At 69.8% G+C, this 13,378-nt stretch carries 14 protein-coding genes; 8 read left to right on the top strand and 6 right to left on the bottom strand.

Features of this window, described 5'->3' with window-relative positions; translation table 11 throughout:
• Nucleotides 1-164: 164 nt before the first annotated feature.
• Both V6S02_RS16310 and V6S02_RS16305 read left to right on the top strand, forming a co-directional pair.
• Nucleotides 165-1,532: an aminomethyl transferase family protein gene (locus V6S02_RS16310; RefSeq protein ID WP_336401697.1), complete on the top strand. Its 1,368-nt coding sequence runs from the start codon at nt 165-167 to the stop codon at nt 1,530-1,532.
• Between the two features lie 176 nt (nt 1,533-1,708).
• A complete protein-coding gene (locus V6S02_RS16305; protein ID WP_336401696.1) occupies nt 1,709-2,155 on the top strand; it encodes a DUF6069 family protein in 447 nt (148 codons plus the stop codon).
• 54 nt (nt 2,156-2,209) lie between these two features.
• Here V6S02_RS16305 and V6S02_RS16300 read toward each other — a convergent pair whose 3' ends face one another.
• Entirely contained in the window at nt 2,210-2,746 is a 537-nt protein-coding gene (locus V6S02_RS16300; protein WP_336401695.1) for a hypothetical protein, read from the bottom strand.
• A 48-nt stretch (nt 2,747-2,794) separates the two neighbouring features.
• A complete protein-coding gene (locus V6S02_RS16295; RefSeq protein ID WP_336401694.1) occupies nt 2,795-3,424 on the bottom strand; it encodes a hypothetical protein in 630 nt (209 codons plus the stop codon).
• A gap of 65 nt (nt 3,425-3,489) precedes the next feature.
• On the opposite strand from V6S02_RS16295, the gene V6S02_RS16290 reads away from it, so the two are divergent.
• Both V6S02_RS16290 and V6S02_RS16285 read left to right on the top strand, forming a co-directional pair.
• Nucleotides 3,490-4,371, top strand: coding sequence for an IclR family transcriptional regulator (locus V6S02_RS16290; protein ID WP_336401693.1), 882 nt, complete (start codon nt 3,490-3,492; stop codon nt 4,369-4,371).
• Nucleotides 4,364-5,155 (top strand): NAD(P)-binding domain-containing protein, encoded by a 792-nt coding sequence (locus V6S02_RS16285; RefSeq protein WP_336401692.1) that lies wholly within the window; start codon nt 4,364-4,366, stop codon nt 5,153-5,155. Before V6S02_RS16290 ends, V6S02_RS16285 begins: the two co-directional genes overlap by 8 nt.
• A gap of 126 nt (nt 5,156-5,281) precedes the next feature.
• On the opposite strand, the gene ligM is transcribed toward V6S02_RS16285, so the two are convergent.
• Nucleotides 5,282-6,688 carry a vanillate/3-O-methylgallate O-demethylase gene (ligM, locus tag V6S02_RS16280; protein WP_336401691.1) on the bottom strand — a complete coding sequence of 469 codons (1,407 nt, stop codon included), beginning with the start codon at nt 6,686-6,688 and terminating at the stop codon, nt 5,282-5,284.
• A 143-nt stretch (nt 6,689-6,831) separates the two neighbouring features.
• Here ligM and V6S02_RS16275 point away from each other — a divergent pair, with 143 nt between their 5' ends.
• Genes V6S02_RS16275 through V6S02_RS16260 form a run of 4 tightly spaced genes read left to right on the top strand, consistent with a single transcriptional unit; the run spans nt 6,832 to nt 10,401 of the window.
• The gene (locus tag V6S02_RS16275; protein WP_336401690.1) at nt 6,832-7,587 is read left to right on the top strand and encodes a PIG-L deacetylase family protein; all 756 of its coding nucleotides are present in this window, start codon (nt 6,832-6,834) and stop codon (nt 7,585-7,587) included.
• Nucleotides 7,584-8,297: a 4-carboxy-4-hydroxy-2-oxoadipate aldolase/oxaloacetate decarboxylase gene (locus tag V6S02_RS16270; protein WP_336401689.1), complete on the top strand. Its 714-nt coding sequence runs from the start codon at nt 7,584-7,586 to the stop codon at nt 8,295-8,297. The genes V6S02_RS16275 and V6S02_RS16270 overlap by 4 nt, the downstream gene beginning before the upstream one ends.
• Nucleotides 8,284-9,360, top strand: a complete 1,077-nt coding sequence (locus tag V6S02_RS16265; RefSeq protein ID WP_336401688.1) for a PrpF domain-containing protein — start codon at nt 8,284-8,286, stop codon at nt 9,358-9,360. Before V6S02_RS16270 ends, V6S02_RS16265 begins: the two co-directional genes overlap by 14 nt.
• A gap of 33 nt (nt 9,361-9,393) precedes the next feature.
• On the top strand, nt 9,394-10,401 hold the full coding sequence (locus V6S02_RS16260; RefSeq protein ID WP_336401687.1) for a VOC family protein: 1,008 nt from the start codon (nt 9,394-9,396) through the stop codon (nt 10,399-10,401).
• A 12-nt stretch (nt 10,402-10,413) separates the two neighbouring features.
• On the opposite strand, the gene V6S02_RS16255 is transcribed toward V6S02_RS16260, so the two are convergent.
• From V6S02_RS16255 to V6S02_RS16245, 3 genes are all read right to left on the bottom strand, one after another.
• Entirely contained in the window at nt 10,414-11,526 is a 1,113-nt protein-coding gene (locus V6S02_RS16255; protein ID WP_336401686.1) for a 5-methyltetrahydropteroyltriglutamate--homocysteine S-methyltransferase, read from the bottom strand.
• Between the two features lie 118 nt (nt 11,527-11,644).
• The gene (locus tag V6S02_RS16250; RefSeq protein ID WP_336401685.1) at nt 11,645-12,547 is read right to left on the bottom strand and encodes a hypothetical protein; all 903 of its coding nucleotides are present in this window, start codon (nt 12,545-12,547) and stop codon (nt 11,645-11,647) included.
• A gap of 48 nt (nt 12,548-12,595) precedes the next feature.
• A partial coding sequence (locus V6S02_RS16245; protein ID WP_336401684.1) for an HNH endonuclease signature motif containing protein occupies nt 12,596-13,378 on the bottom strand: 783 nt, incomplete at its 5' end.

Genomic DNA, 13,378 nt, shown 5'->3' with positions numbered 1-13,378 from the left:
CGATTTTGGTGCGCAGATTGGATGACTGTGGCTCATTCGTGACCCCGTGGTCCGATCGTGGCGCGCGTCGACGAGGCGGTGTGGGTGATTTCCGTTCAACGGAACAACGCCGATCACCCCCCAGCGCAGCGCATAGTGTGACGCCGACGAATGGAGGGTCGACGATGACCGAAACACTGGCCCAGGCGATCGCCCGCGAAGGAAGCCCGGTGGAGCTGCTGCGGAACCAGAACTGGCCCGCGTTCACCTTCCCGGTGGCGCCGGAGTTCACCAACTGGCGCGACGAGCAGCGCGCATGGAACACCTCGGTGGCGCTGATGGATCAGTCGCACCACATGACGCAGCTGTTCATGGACGGCGCCGATCTGATCCCGCTGCTGCAGGGCATCTCGCCGAACACCTTCGCGACGTTCCGGCCGGGCGTGGCCAAGCAGCTCATCTCGGTGAACAAAGACGGCTACCTCATCGGCGACGGCATCCTCTTCTACAACCACGAGGGACCCGACGGCATCGTGCTGGTGGGGCACCACATCCTCATCGACTGGGTGCGGTTCAACATCGAGAAGGCTCAGGCCGCCGGCAAGGACGTGCGGTATCGCCTCGACCCGAACTCGCACATGCGCCAGGGTCCGCCGACCTTCTACCGCTACGAGCTGCAGGGCCCGCACGCCGACCGGGTGATGGAGAAGATCTTCGGCGGCCCGCCGCCGGCGATCAAGTTCTTCCACATCGGCGACGTCGAGATCGCCGGCAGGCCCGTCAAAGCGCTCCGCCACGGCATGGCGGGGCAGCCGGGCTTCGAGTTCTACGGCCCTTGGGAGGACAACGAGATCGTGCTCGACGCGATCATGGAGGCCGGGGAGGAGTTCGACATCCGCCGCGTGGGTGCGAAGGCGTACTCGTCGTCGCCGCTGGAATCGGGGTGGGTCCCCACGCCGTTCCCGGCCATCTTCGACGACGACTTCGCCGAGTACCGCGACTGGCTCCCCGCCGCACGCATCGGGTCGATCGGCGGATCGCTCTCTTCGGCCGACATCCACGACTTCTACATGACGCCGTTCGATCTCGGTCTCGGCCGGTCGGTGCGCTTCGACCACGACTTCCACGGCCGGGAGGCGCTGGAGAAGATCGCCGAGGCGCCGGCGCGTCGCAAGGTCACCCTCATCTGGAACTCCTCCGACGTCGCCGACGTCGTCCGCTCGCAGGTCGAGCCGGGCGTGCCCGCGAAGTATCTCGACTTCCCCAAGGCCCGGTACGGCTTCTATCAGATGGACGAGGTCCAGCAGGACGGCCGCCGTGTCGGCATCTCGACCGATGCCGGCTACGTCGCGTACGACCAGCTCTACATGTCGCTCGCGACCCTCGACAACGAGGTGCCCGAGGGCGCTGAGGTCGAGGTGCTCTGGGGCGAGGACCCGATTTCGCGCAAGCACTCCGTCGACCAGCAGCACCGCCAGGTGCGCATCCGCGCGACGGTCGCGCCGGCGCCGTACCACGAGTACGCGCGCACGGTCTATCGCGCGAACAGCTGAGGCGCATTCGGCGGCTCGCTCGTCGCGACTCCCGTCTCACCCTTCGCACGGAGATTCGCGCTCCTGCGGTGCCGTTCCGCTCGATCGGCCCGCAGGAGCCTGGATCTCCTCATGAGCGCGAATGGGACGGCGCGCATCTCGCTCTGAGAGGAGTGGATGTCGGGTAGCGTGCGAGCATGCGCGGCGTGATGACCCGGTATGCGGGGCTGAGATCGGTCTGGATCATCCTCATCGCGGTGCTGGGCGCCGTACTGGCGAACCTGGCCATCTACGGCATCGCCCGCCTCGCAGGCGTGGAGTTCTGGTTCACCGCCGCGGGCGGCCCGCTCCAGGTGCTGCCCCCCGTGCTGATCCAGTTCACCGCCGTCCCGCTCCTCGTCGGGCTGACCGTGGCGGCGATCGTCGGCCACTGGTGGCGCTGGGTCTTCCTCGTCGCTCTGGTCGTGGCGGTGGTGCTCGAGGTGGGAACGATCTTCGCCCTGACGATCCCCGCCGACTTCGACACCGGAAGCACGGTCGCCCTCGCGCTCTGCCACCTCGCGATGGTCCCGTTCACCGTCGCCGCGCTCCTCGCGCTGCGCGCCCGCCGCGATGCGCGGCGAAGCGCCGTCACCCCCATGTGACGAAGACGGCTGCCGCCGCCACCCAGGCGACGACGGGGGTGGACGAGCTCCACCTCACCCCACCTGTCCGACCACGCGGTCGACATCGTCGATCGAGGTGAGGTAGACGCCGTCCTTGAGCCGGGGGCTGCCCCCGAGCGACGGCTTGTGGTCCACGCGTCCCGGCACCGCAGCAGGGTCGGGAAGGGTGAGCGCCGCGTACAGCCCACGCGGCGTCGCCTTGAACGACACCGCGATCCGCCCGTCCCGGTAGACGGGCAGGTAGGTGCGACACGGCTTGGGCGTGAACTCGGGCCCCGTGAGCCGGTCGAGGGCGTGATCGTAGAGCGCGCGCTGCTCGGGGTACCGCCTGAACTGGTCGTCGACGAGACGTTCGGCGTCGGCGTAGTGGTCGTCGCCGAAGGTGTACTCCGCCACCGAGGCGGCCTGGAACTGTCCGAGGCCGCGCTCGATGAGCAGCCGCTTGGCCGCCGCCGCATCCGCCACGCCCGCCTCCGCCAGCTCGGCCTGCCACGCGGCCAGATCCTTTCCCGTCTTCGACTTCAGGTTCGCGATGATCGCCTCGCCCATCGCCTTGGGGCCCAGTGCCATGTGATCCTCCTCGGTCCTGCGATCGACGCTAGCCAGTGGGGTGCGTCCTCAATAGAACGTCTGCGACATGTTCCGCCACGCGGTGGGGGTCCGGCCCGTATGCGACCGGCAGATGCGGACGTAGTGCGAGGAGTCGGCGAAGGCCCCGAGCGAGTTGTGCCCGCCGGTGCGGGTGTCGGCATCGAGAGTGCGCGCGAGCCGCGCGATGGTGTTGAGGGCCAGCGGCGAGCGGCCGGCGTACCGGAGCGCCAGTCGCTGCACCCGCCGATCGCCGGTCGGAAGCTCCTCGCCGCGCACCGCCGTCTCCCAGAGGGTGAGGAAGTCGTGCTCGTCGGGGGTGACGGTGAGGCTGTCGCGGAGATCGTGCAGCAGGTCGGCGACCTGCGGCATCCCGTCGGCATTCGCGAACGGGAGCAGCAGGGGGTGGTCAGTCACGGCGATCGTGCGCTCGAGATGCCGGCGCGGCTCGCCGAGCAGGCATTTCACGACGTTCGGCGACAGCGCAGCGAGGGCGGCAGGCCCCCGTGCCCGGATGACGTTCCGGTGCGGGAGGACGAGCCGGTGGGGCTCGACCGCCGTGTCGGGCGTGAGAAGCAGTGTGGCGTTGCCGGTGGGGAGCAGGTGCACCTCGTCGCCGTCCGCGATCTCGCGCCCGGAGAGCAGGAAGGGCACGACCATGACAACCATGATGGAACGGGCCGCGTGCGCGCGCGGCTAACATGGCGGCACCGAGGGAGGTGGGCATGGCACGCGGATCCGCGGGGGAGTCGGTGCTCCACAAACACCTCCGCATCCTGGAGACCTTCGACGCGTGGCATCCCTTCCTGACGCTCAGTGAGATCGCGGATGCCTCGGGGCTGCCGCGCTCGAGTGCTCACCGCCTCGTGTCCGAGCTCGAACGGGAGGGGCTGCTGGAGCGTCTCCCCGACCGCACCTACCGACTCGGCGTGAGGCTGTGGGAGTTCGCCAGCCGCACCCCCGGGGCCCTGGGCCTCCGAGAGATCGCGCGGCCCTGGCTCGGCGCCGTGCACGAGCGGGTGCGCCAGCACACGCAGCTGGGGGTGCTCAGCGGCACCGACGTGCTCTTCATCGAGCGCCTCTCGATGCGCGACGCGGTCCTCAACGCCACCCTCATCGGCGGACGGATGCCGCTGCACGCGTCGTCCAGCGGACTGGTGCTCCTCGCTTTCGCCGATCCCGCCCTCGTCACCGAAGTGGTCCGGCAGGGCCTCCGGGTCTACACCGAGCACACCCTCCGCACCGAGAAGGACCTGCGCGCACGCCTCCGGCAGGTGCGCGCCGACGGGTTCGCCGTCAACGACGGCCACATCCACGCCGAGTCCCGCGGGATCGCCGTGCCGGTCTCCGGGCCCGACGGATCGGTGTACGCCGCAGTCGGGGTCGTCGTCCCCAACGACGGCGCGTCGCCGCATCCGTACATCGGACTCCTGCGCCGGGCCGCGGCGGGCATCGAGAAAGACCTGGCCGAGGCCTACCGGGCTGACGTGGAGGAGCATCCGCTCGGCATCCGCTCCCTGGTGCGCGGCTCGGCGCGATCACTGGAGTACTTCGAACAGCTCACGAGCGACCCCCATGACGCCGGGATCGTGGTGCACGGTGAGTGAACCGACGATCGCCGTCATCGGGCTCGGCGAGGCGGGCAGCCGCTACGCCGCGGGGCTCGCGTCGGCCGGCGCCCGGGTGCGCGGGTTCGATCCGCATCACGCGCCCGAACTTCCGGGCGTGGTCCACGCCGACAGCGCCGCCGCCGCGGTCGCCGGCACCGACCTGGTGCTGAGCCTCGTGCACGGCAGGCTCGCGGTCGAGGTCGCCTCGAGCCTCCTCCCCCACGTCGCCGCAACCACGGTGTACGCCGACCTCAACGCCGCCTCACCCGACGCGATGCGGGCGGTCGCGCAGCTGGCGGCCGACCGCGGGGTGTCGATGGCGGATGTCGCGGTGCTCGCCCCGGTGCCGCGGGCCGGCCACGCCACGCCGCTCCTCGCCTCGGGAGACGGTGCGGCGTCGTTCGCGGCGATCATGTCACCGCTCGGCGTGCCGGTCGAGGTCGTCGATGCGCCCGCCGGAGCAGCCGCCGAGCGCAAGCTCCTGCGGAGCGTGTTCATGAAGGGGCTCGCCGCAGTCGTGCTCGAGAGCCTCGACGCGGCGCGCGCCGCCGACGCCGAGGCGTGGATGCGCGATCACATCGCCGCCGAGCTCGACGTCGACGGACAGGGCCACCAGCGGGTCACGCGCCTCGTCGACGGCACCCGCATCCACGCCGCGCGGCGCGAGCAGGAGATGCACGATGCGCTCACCGAGCTCGAAGCCCTCGGCGCCCCGACCGACATGACCCGGGCCACGCTGGCGTGGCTTGCGCGGCTCCGCGCCGCAGGCGCGGCGGACTGAGGGCCGCGTGAACGCCCAGTGCGCGCCCGGACTTCGGAGAAACGGCCCTGCTTCGGAGCCATCCCGCCGGACGCTCCGAAGCTCGCGCGATTCTCCGAAGGATCGAGCGCGGCGACTCCGCGGCGATCAGGCCTGGCCGGTGGTGCGCCAGCCGCCGTGGTACTCGGTTCGGGCGGTCTCGGCGTACGGCACCGGGCTCACCACGGCACGTACCGCGATCTGCTCGTGGGGCTCGACGGTGGTCTTTCCCGACCCGCCGTCGGGCTCACCCCACACCACGCGCACCTCGGCGCCGATCGGCACATCGCGGTCGACCGTCGCCAGCGACAGGCCGCGCTTCTCGTTCGCCGTGACGCCGGTGAACAGCGACAGCCCGACGGTGTTGCCGTCGGCGTCGATGACCGCGTCGTAGTTCGACGAGCCGTAGTTGGCGTTCGGCAGATCGAAGAACTGGTACCCAGGGCCTTCGCGGTCCAGGGGCGACGCGAGGATCTTCGCGAGGTCGTCATCGTTCCAGGCGAGCGTGACCTTCTTGCGCTGGCGCTCGGGGTCGACCTGCTCGAGCGCCTCGCGGCCGATGAAGTCATGGTCGAACTTCACGAACGAGCCGTATCCGAGCTCCCAGGGGTTCAGGTAGTAGTCGTCGATGCTGTCGGAGACGAACGAGCCGGCGAGGGCGTTGATCGCCTCGTAGCTGTTCGCGGGCAGCCACTCGCGGTATCGACGCTCGACGTCGCCGCCGGTGTAGATCGCCGGAAGCGGCGAGGGGATCCACCCCGACTCGAGAGTGTTGGACGAGTACGCACGTGAGCCGCACGGCTCGATGCCGAACTCGGCGCCCGCCTCGAGGATCGCGTCGCGGATCTTCCCGTGTTGCGCGTACGGCCCCCACAGCTCCAGGCCCGGGGCGCCGGCCATGCCGTGCCGCAGGGTGCGGACGTTCTCGCCGGCGATGGTCATCTCGCCCATGTGGAAGAACTTGACCTTCTCGACCTCGCCGCCGGCGAGCTTCTCGATGATCGCCCAGGCGTGGGGGCCCTGGATCTGGAACCGGTAGTACTCCCGGTGCACCGCGGCGCCGTAGGGGCGCGACGGCGAACGGTCGTCGTAGCGGGTCTCGACGTCGTACCCGCCGGTCTCGGCGTGGAACTGCAGCCAGTTCGCCGCGGGCGCGCGGCCGACGTAGACGTAGTCGTTCTCGGCCTCGTGGAAGAGGATGCCGTCGCCGATCACGCCGCCGTTGGAGGCGGTCGGGACGAACTGCTTGGCGACGTTGACCGGGAAGTTGGCGAAGCTGTTGATGCCCGTGTCCGAGAGCAGCTGCAGCGCACCCGGGCCCGACATGAAGAAGTTCACCATGTGGTGCGACTGGTCGTAGAGCACCGCGGTCTCGCGCCAGGCCTTCTGCTCGCGTCGCCAGTTGGTGAACTCGGCCGGCACCACCGGGTAGATGTAGGTGCCGAGGCGGGAGTTGCGGAGCATGTCCACGGTGTTCCCGCGCTCATCGAGCAGTTCCTGGAGGGTGGCGGCCATGGGGCGTCCTCGACTTCCTTGTCAGCACGGCGTCCGCGAACGGCGGCGTCTATGGGCGACATCCCTACGAGCGAAGGGATCCGGTAGCCGAGATTGTAGACAATATCTTGACCATTCCGCTAGGGGTGTGGTTCCCTTACGGCATGTCAGAGGCTCAGGGCACACTGCTGGTGGTCAGCGCCCACGCGGGCGACTTCGTGTGGCGCGCCGGAGGCGCGATCGCGTCCGCCGCGATGCGCGGTGATCGTGCCGTGGTGGCCTGCCTCTCCTACGGCGAGCGCGGCGAGTCGGCCAGCCAATGGCTGCAGGGGAAGGGCCTCGACGAGATCAAGGCGATCCGCCGCGAAGAGGCCGAGGCCGCGGCATCCGCTCTCGGCGCCGAGATCGAGTTCCTCGACCTCGGCGACTACCCCCTCGTCGAATCGCGCGAGGCCGTCGTGAAGCTCGTCGACCTCTACCGGCGCGTGCAGCCCACCGTCGTCCTCACCCACACCCTGCACGACCCCTACAACGGCGACCACCCCGCCGCGGCGCGGATGGCGCTGGAGGCGCGGATCCTCGCCCAGGCCATCGGCGTCCCGAACGGCGATGGCTCGACGCCGACGACGGAGCAGATCATCGGCGCGCCGCCGGTGTTCTTCTTCGAGCCGCATCAGCCCGAGCAGTGCGCTTTCACCCCGAACGTCCTGCTCGACATCACCGACGCCTTCCCCCGTAAGCGCGCAGCGATGGAGTGCCTCCCCGCCCAGAAGCACATGTGGTCGTACTACACCGATCTCGCCGTGCGCCGCGGCGTGCAGGTCAAGCGCAACGCCGGACCCAACCTCGGGCTTGCGCACGACACGATGGGCGAGGCGTACATGCGCTACCTCCCCCAGGTGACGAGCGTCCTGTCGTGACCGCCCGCCCCGTCATCGTCACCGACATCGCACGGGCAGACCCGGCCGTGATCGATGCGCTGGCCGCCCACGGGGTGGCGACGGTGCACGAGGCGATGGGACGCACCGGGCTCGTCGGGCCGGGGATCCGTCCGATCCAGGATGCTGCGCGCGTGGCCGGCAGCGCCGTCACCGTCGTCGGGGCACCGGGTGACAACCTCATGATCCATGCGGCGATCGAGCAGTGCCGGGCCGGTGATCTCCTCGTCGTGACCACGACCTCGGCGTCCTCCGACGGCGCGTTCGGCGACCTGTTCGCCACCGCTCTGCAGGCCCGCGGCGTGCGGGGCCTGGTCACCACGACCGGCGTGCGCGACATCGCCGACCTGCGCGCCATGGGCTTCCCGGTGTGGTCGAACGGCGTGCACGCGCAGGGCACGGTCAAGGCGACGCCGGGCTCGGTGAACGTGCCGGTGGTCGTGGCCGGCGCGGTCGTCCATCCGGGCGACGTGGTCATCGCCGACGATGACGGCGTCGTGGTGGTGCCGCGCGCCGACGCCGCCGCGGCGCTGGCCGCCGCCGACGCGCGCGTGGCCAAGGAGGCGGCAGACCGCGACGCCTACGCGGCGGGCACGGAGCTGAGCCTTGACCGCAAGGGGCTTCGCGCCCTCCTCGCCGACCTCGGCGTCACGTACATGACGCAGGAGGAATATCAGCGTGGGCAGCAGTGACGGCATCCGGTGCATGCTGCTGCGCGGCGGCACCTCGAAGGGTGCGTACTTCGTCGCCGATGACGTTCCGGCCGACGCCGAGACCCGCGACGACCTCCTGCTGCGGATCATGGGCACCCCCGATGCCCGGCAGATCGACGGACTCGGCGGTGCCCACCCGTTGACGTCAAAGGTCGCCATCGTCCGCCGGTCGACCGAGCCTGATGTCGACGTCGACTACCTCTTCCTGCAGATCGGCGTCGAGAAGGCCACCGTGGCGACGACTCAGACCTGCGGCAACCTGCTCGCCGGCGTCGGTCCGTTCGCCGTGGAACGCGGTCTCGTCGAGGCCGAGGGTGATCATGCCGTCATTCGCATACGGCTGGTCAACACCGGGGATGTCGCGACGGCGACCTTCCCCCTCGAGAACGGCATGCCCCGCTACGACGGCGAGGCCTCGATCGACGGCGTGCCCGGGACGGCCGCTCCGATCGAGCTCGAGTCGGGCGGCATCCGTCCTCTCTTCCCCACGGGGAACGTGACCGACCTCGTGGCCGGCCGCACCGTCACCCTCGTCGACAACGGGATGCCGGTTGTGCTCCTGCGCCCCGAAGACGTCGGGGCGACCGGGCGAGAAACCCCCGAGGCGCTCGAATCCGACGCGGCGGTGCGCGCCGCCGTCGAAGAGGTGCGGCGCCACGCAGGCCCCGTGATGGGGCTCGGCGACGTGACGGACCAGACCGTCCCGAAGATGATCCTCGTGTCGCCCCCGACCGCGGGCGGCGCCGTGGCGACGCGTGCCTTCATCCCTCACCGCGTCCATTCGTCGATCGGGGTCCTGATGGCGGCGTCGGTCGCCGCCGGCGTCTGCGTTCCCGGAGCGGTCGGCGCGGATGCCGCGCGTCTTCCGGAGGGCGAGCCGGATGCCGGTCTCTCGATCGACGTCGAGCATCCGAGCGGCATCCTCACCTCCCGGGTGCGGGTCGCGGTCGATGACCAGGGCGTCTGGCACGCCACATCCGCATCCCTTCGCACCGCCCGCAAGATCTTCGACGGCACCGTTTTCCCGCGCCCACGCCGTTGAAACCCGACCCACCCGCGTCAGAGAGGACCGACCATGGCCAGCAGCGAGAACTTCGACCTCGCCCACATCGGCGGCGTCGAGCTGTACACCCCCAGGTTCGACGAGAGCCTGCACTTCTTCCGCGACCTGCTGGCGATGCGGGTCGTCGCCGAACACGGCGACTCCGTCTATCTGCGGTGCTGGGACGAGTATCAGCTGTACACGCTGAAGCTCACCGCGTCCGACACCAACGGCATCGGACGCACCCTTTTCCGCACCACCAGCCCCGAGGCGCTCGAGCGCCGCGTGGCCGCGGTCGAGGCGACCGGCCTCGGTCACGGCTGGCGTGAGCCCGAGGTGGGTGTGGGTAGGTCGTACGAGTTCGAGGATCCCGACGGCCACCTCATGGCGCTCTACTACGACACCGAGCACTACATCTCGGATGACGAGGATCGGCCGGCGCTGAAGAACCAGGCCTCGGCGTTCCCCGGTCGCGGGGTCAATGCCCGCCGGATGGATCACATCAACTACCTCGCCTCCGACGTCAACGCCTCGGGCGAGTTCTGGCGCGACGTCATGCGCTCACGCGAATCGGAGCGGGTGCGCCTGGACGACGGCCGCTACGGGGCCTGGTGGTTCCGGTTCCAGCAGAAGTCGTACGACGTCGTCTACTCCGACGACTGGACGGGCGAGCGGGGGCGGTTCCACCACTTCGCCTTCGCGCCCGACACCCGTGAAGACATTCTGAAGGCCGCCGACATCTTCCTCGAGAACGGCGTGCACATCGAGTTCGGGCCCTACAAGCACGCCATCAACCAGACGTTCTTCATCTACGTGTGGGAGCCGGGCGGCAATCGCATCGAGCTGGCGAACGCCGGCGCGCGCCTCATCCTCGACCCCGACTGGCCGGTCGTGGAGTGGAGTCAGGCCGAGCGGGCGAAGGGTCAGGCCTGGGGGGCGAAGACCGTTCCCACCTTCCACACGCATGGCACCCCGTTCGTGGAGAACCAGGAGGAGATCGACGCTGCCGCGATGCGGGGCGAGCCTTACAAGAAGCCCTGACCTTGAGGCGGGTCAGCCCCAGACGGCGTCGGCGACGGCGACGACCTCGCGGATCTTCGCCCACTGCTCTCCCTCTGTGAGGAGGTTGCCCTCCTCGGTCGAGGCGAATCCGCACTGCGGACTGAGCGCCAGCTGCTCGAGCGGTGCGAATGTGGCGGCTTCGTCGATGCGGCGACGGAGCACATCCGGGTCCTCGAGATCTCCGCTCTTGGTCGTGACGAGCCCGAGCACCACGGTCTTGTCGCCCTCCGGGAGGAACCGCAGCGGCTCGAATCCGCCTGCGCGCTCACTGTCGTACTCCAGGAAGTAGCCGTCGTAATCGACGACGCTCAGCAGCTGCTCGGCGACCGGCTCGTATCCGCCCGATGAGATCCAGGTGGAACGGAAGTTGCCTCGACACACATGGGTGGTGACGGTGAGGTCGTCGGGCCGGCCCTCGAGGATGCGGTTGAGCAGGTCGGCGTACCGCTCCGCGATGCCGTCGGTGCGGATGCCACGGCTCGCCGCCTTGGCGAGCTCCTCCTCGGAACAGAGGTAGGCCCACGCGGTGTCGTCGAACTGCAGGTACCGCGCACCGGCGTCGTAGAACGCCTGCACCGCGCCGCGATAGGCCGTGACGAGGTCATCGACGATGTCGTCGCGCCCGCCGTAGGTGCCGGCGTCGATGTGATCGGGCTCCAGGCGGAAGTCGAGCACGGTCGGCGCGGGGATCGAGAACTTGGGCACCGCCCCGGTCGTGCGCTCCAGCAGCGAGGCGAGCGAGCGGTAGTGCTCGACGAAGGGATGACTCGGGCTGAATCCGATCGGTCCGGTGATCTCGATGCCCCGCGGGCGGGTCTGGACCCCCTGGAACTGGATGCCGTGGTCGAGCTCGACGATCTCGACGCCGTCGAGGAGCCCGAAGAAGTCGAAGTGCCACCACGAGCGTCGGAACTCGCCGTCCGTGGCGAGCTTCAGTCCCGCGTCGGCCTGCTGCACCACGAGCTCGGCGATCGCGGTGTCTTCTGCGACGCGCAGGCCCTCGGCATCCAGCTCGCCGGCGGCGTGCCGCGCTCGCGCCTCGGCGAGCGCGGTCGGGCGGAGGAAGCTGCCGACGATGTCGGCGCGGAACGGTGGCGTGGACATGCGTCGAGCGTAATCATCGGTCTCGGGCCGCGCCTGGGCATCGACACACGGGGTCGTGCACCGGGTCCGACGACCCGGAGAACGTGACCCGTGGGTGGCGGTGACGCGGACCCGGACCTCAGCCCGTCGCGGGGAGCGGGCGACCCTGCGGCGAAGAGCCCCCCGCGCCACCGGCAACGGGGCCAGCGCCGGGAAGCGGCTCAGGGTTCGGAAACGGATCGACACCAGGGATCTCAGGAGCCACCGAGAGATCGGACGGAATGATCCCCTCAGCACGGTCTCTTCCGACGCACTGAGCATCGACGACGATCCGCTCGCCCTCGGTCGCGTCGGGCGCGTTCTCTCTCAACCACACGCCGACGGCCGTCAGGGGGATCGCGACGGAGCTGTCGACGGCTTCCACTGGCGGGACGAGGAGGATCGGTGTCGACGCCTCGGGGACCCCCGGACCGAGCGGGTATACGTAGGCGAACCGGGCGGAGACGGCTCCGCCCGTGCATCCGTTGATGGTCACCACGCTCGACGCCTCGGAGACGCGAAGCGTTCCCACCGTCACGCCGGCGGGAACGACCACGCTCAGCGGCATCGAGGCGATGGTCGCCAGTCCGAACGTGCGGTCGCCGGCGGCGTCGCACTCGACCGTGATCTCGATCTCGCCGCCCGGCGGGCGCGGTACCGAGACGAACCACGCAGAAACCGTCTCCACGGGCAGGCGGGTCACGCCATCATCGTCGGCGATCAGAGTGAGGTCCGTCAGCGACGGACCAGGGTCATCATCGCGGTCGAGTGCCCGATAGGAGAGGTCGACGATGCTGTCGCCGGCGGCACACCCGCTGATCAGGATGTCACCGTCGAGGCCGGGCTTCGCGAGATCCTCCACCACCAGCCCGTCGGGCACCGTGATCGCGAGATCGTCCGCGGTGGCCGCCGCCACCGGGAGCACACTCATCCCGACGGTGGCGGCGACCACCGTCGCCACCACCCCCATCGCCGCAACCGCCGCCAGGCCCGTGGACCCCATTGTTCGCTTCATCGTCGTCCCCCTTGCGCGAGCGTACGCGCAATCGGGTCAGAAGGGGGCGACGGCGTATCCGCCGTCGTCGGTGGGGACGAAGGCGACGCGTGAGGGTGGATGGCTCTCGTAGATCTTCCCGCCCGGGCTGGTGAACTTCAGCACCCCGCCGGGGAGCTGTTCCACGTGCCAGTTCGTGGCGTGTTTCAACGTGTGATGCCTGGCGCATTCGTTGCAGAGGTTGTCGTTGGACGTCGGTCCACCCAGCGCGAAGTCCCTCGAGTGGTCTTTGTCGCAGAGTTTCGCGGGCCTTCGGCATCCGGGTGTTCGGCAGGTGACGTCTCTGGCGTTGAGAAACCGGGTCTGGGCTGGATGAGGGGTGTACCTGTCCACCGCGGTCACCACCCCGCTGATCGGGTCGGTCATCACCCGGTCCCACACCCGTGCCGTCCCCGCCATCCGCCGGGCCGTGTCCGGGTCGACCGGTGTCACCCCGTTCAGTTCCGCCCCCGAGCCGGTGACGCCGGTGAGGGTGGTGATCGGGAGGGTGATCTGCACTTCGGCGGTGATCGCCCCGAGCCCACCCTTCGCCCCGTCGGTGGGGTCGATGACGGGGGACCCGGCGAGGAGCATGTCGAGGGCGAGGTCGCAGCGGATCTCATCCAGCGACCGATCGTCGAACCACGGCTCCGCGGTGTCTCCGCGCCCGCTCCCGCCGTTCGCTTCAGCTTCGGCCTGCGCGGTCGCGTACTCGCGCCGCTTCGCGCGGTCGACGTCCTTGATCGTGGTGCCCTGCCCGGTGAGCCGGTTGAAGGCGCCGTGGATGTACACGTTCCCGCC

Source organism: Microbacterium sp. CCNWLW134, from assembly GCF_037083565.1.
In the GTDB taxonomy this organism is placed as follows: domain Bacteria; phylum Actinomycetota; class Actinomycetes; order Actinomycetales; family Microbacteriaceae; genus Microbacterium.
The sequence above is the reverse complement of the archived record's forward strand: the minus strand, read 5'-3'. Positions and strand labels throughout refer to the sequence as shown.

Coding starts and splice junctions, on each gene's coding strand:
- ligM (WP_336401691.1), bottom strand. CDS start 6,688: ATGGCCGCCACCCTCCAGGAACTGCTCGATGAGCGCGGGAACACCGTG.
- V6S02_RS16300 (WP_336401695.1), bottom strand. CDS start 2,746: ATGGCACTGGGCCCCAAGGCGATGGGCGAGGCGATCATCGCGAACCTG.
- V6S02_RS16310 (WP_336401697.1), top strand. CDS start 165: ATGACCGAAACACTGGCCCAGGCGATCGCCCGCGAAGGAAGCCCGGTG.
- V6S02_RS16295 (WP_336401694.1), bottom strand. CDS start 3,424: ATGGTCGTGCCCTTCCTGCTCTCCGGGCGCGAGATCGCGGACGGCGAC.
- V6S02_RS16250 (WP_336401685.1), bottom strand. CDS start 12,547: ATGGGGTCCACGGGCCTGGCGGCGGTTGCGGCGATGGGGGTGGTGGCG.
- V6S02_RS16275 (WP_336401690.1), top strand. CDS start 6,832: ATGTCAGAGGCTCAGGGCACACTGCTGGTGGTCAGCGCCCACGCGGGC.
- V6S02_RS16255 (WP_336401686.1), bottom strand. CDS start 11,526: ATGTCCACGCCACCGTTCCGCGCCGACATCGTCGGCAGCTTCCTCCGC.
- V6S02_RS16305 (WP_336401696.1), top strand. CDS start 1,709: ATGCGCGGCGTGATGACCCGGTATGCGGGGCTGAGATCGGTCTGGATC.
- V6S02_RS16290 (WP_336401693.1), top strand. CDS start 3,490: ATGGCACGCGGATCCGCGGGGGAGTCGGTGCTCCACAAACACCTCCGC.
- V6S02_RS16260 (WP_336401687.1), top strand. CDS start 9,394: ATGGCCAGCAGCGAGAACTTCGACCTCGCCCACATCGGCGGCGTCGAG.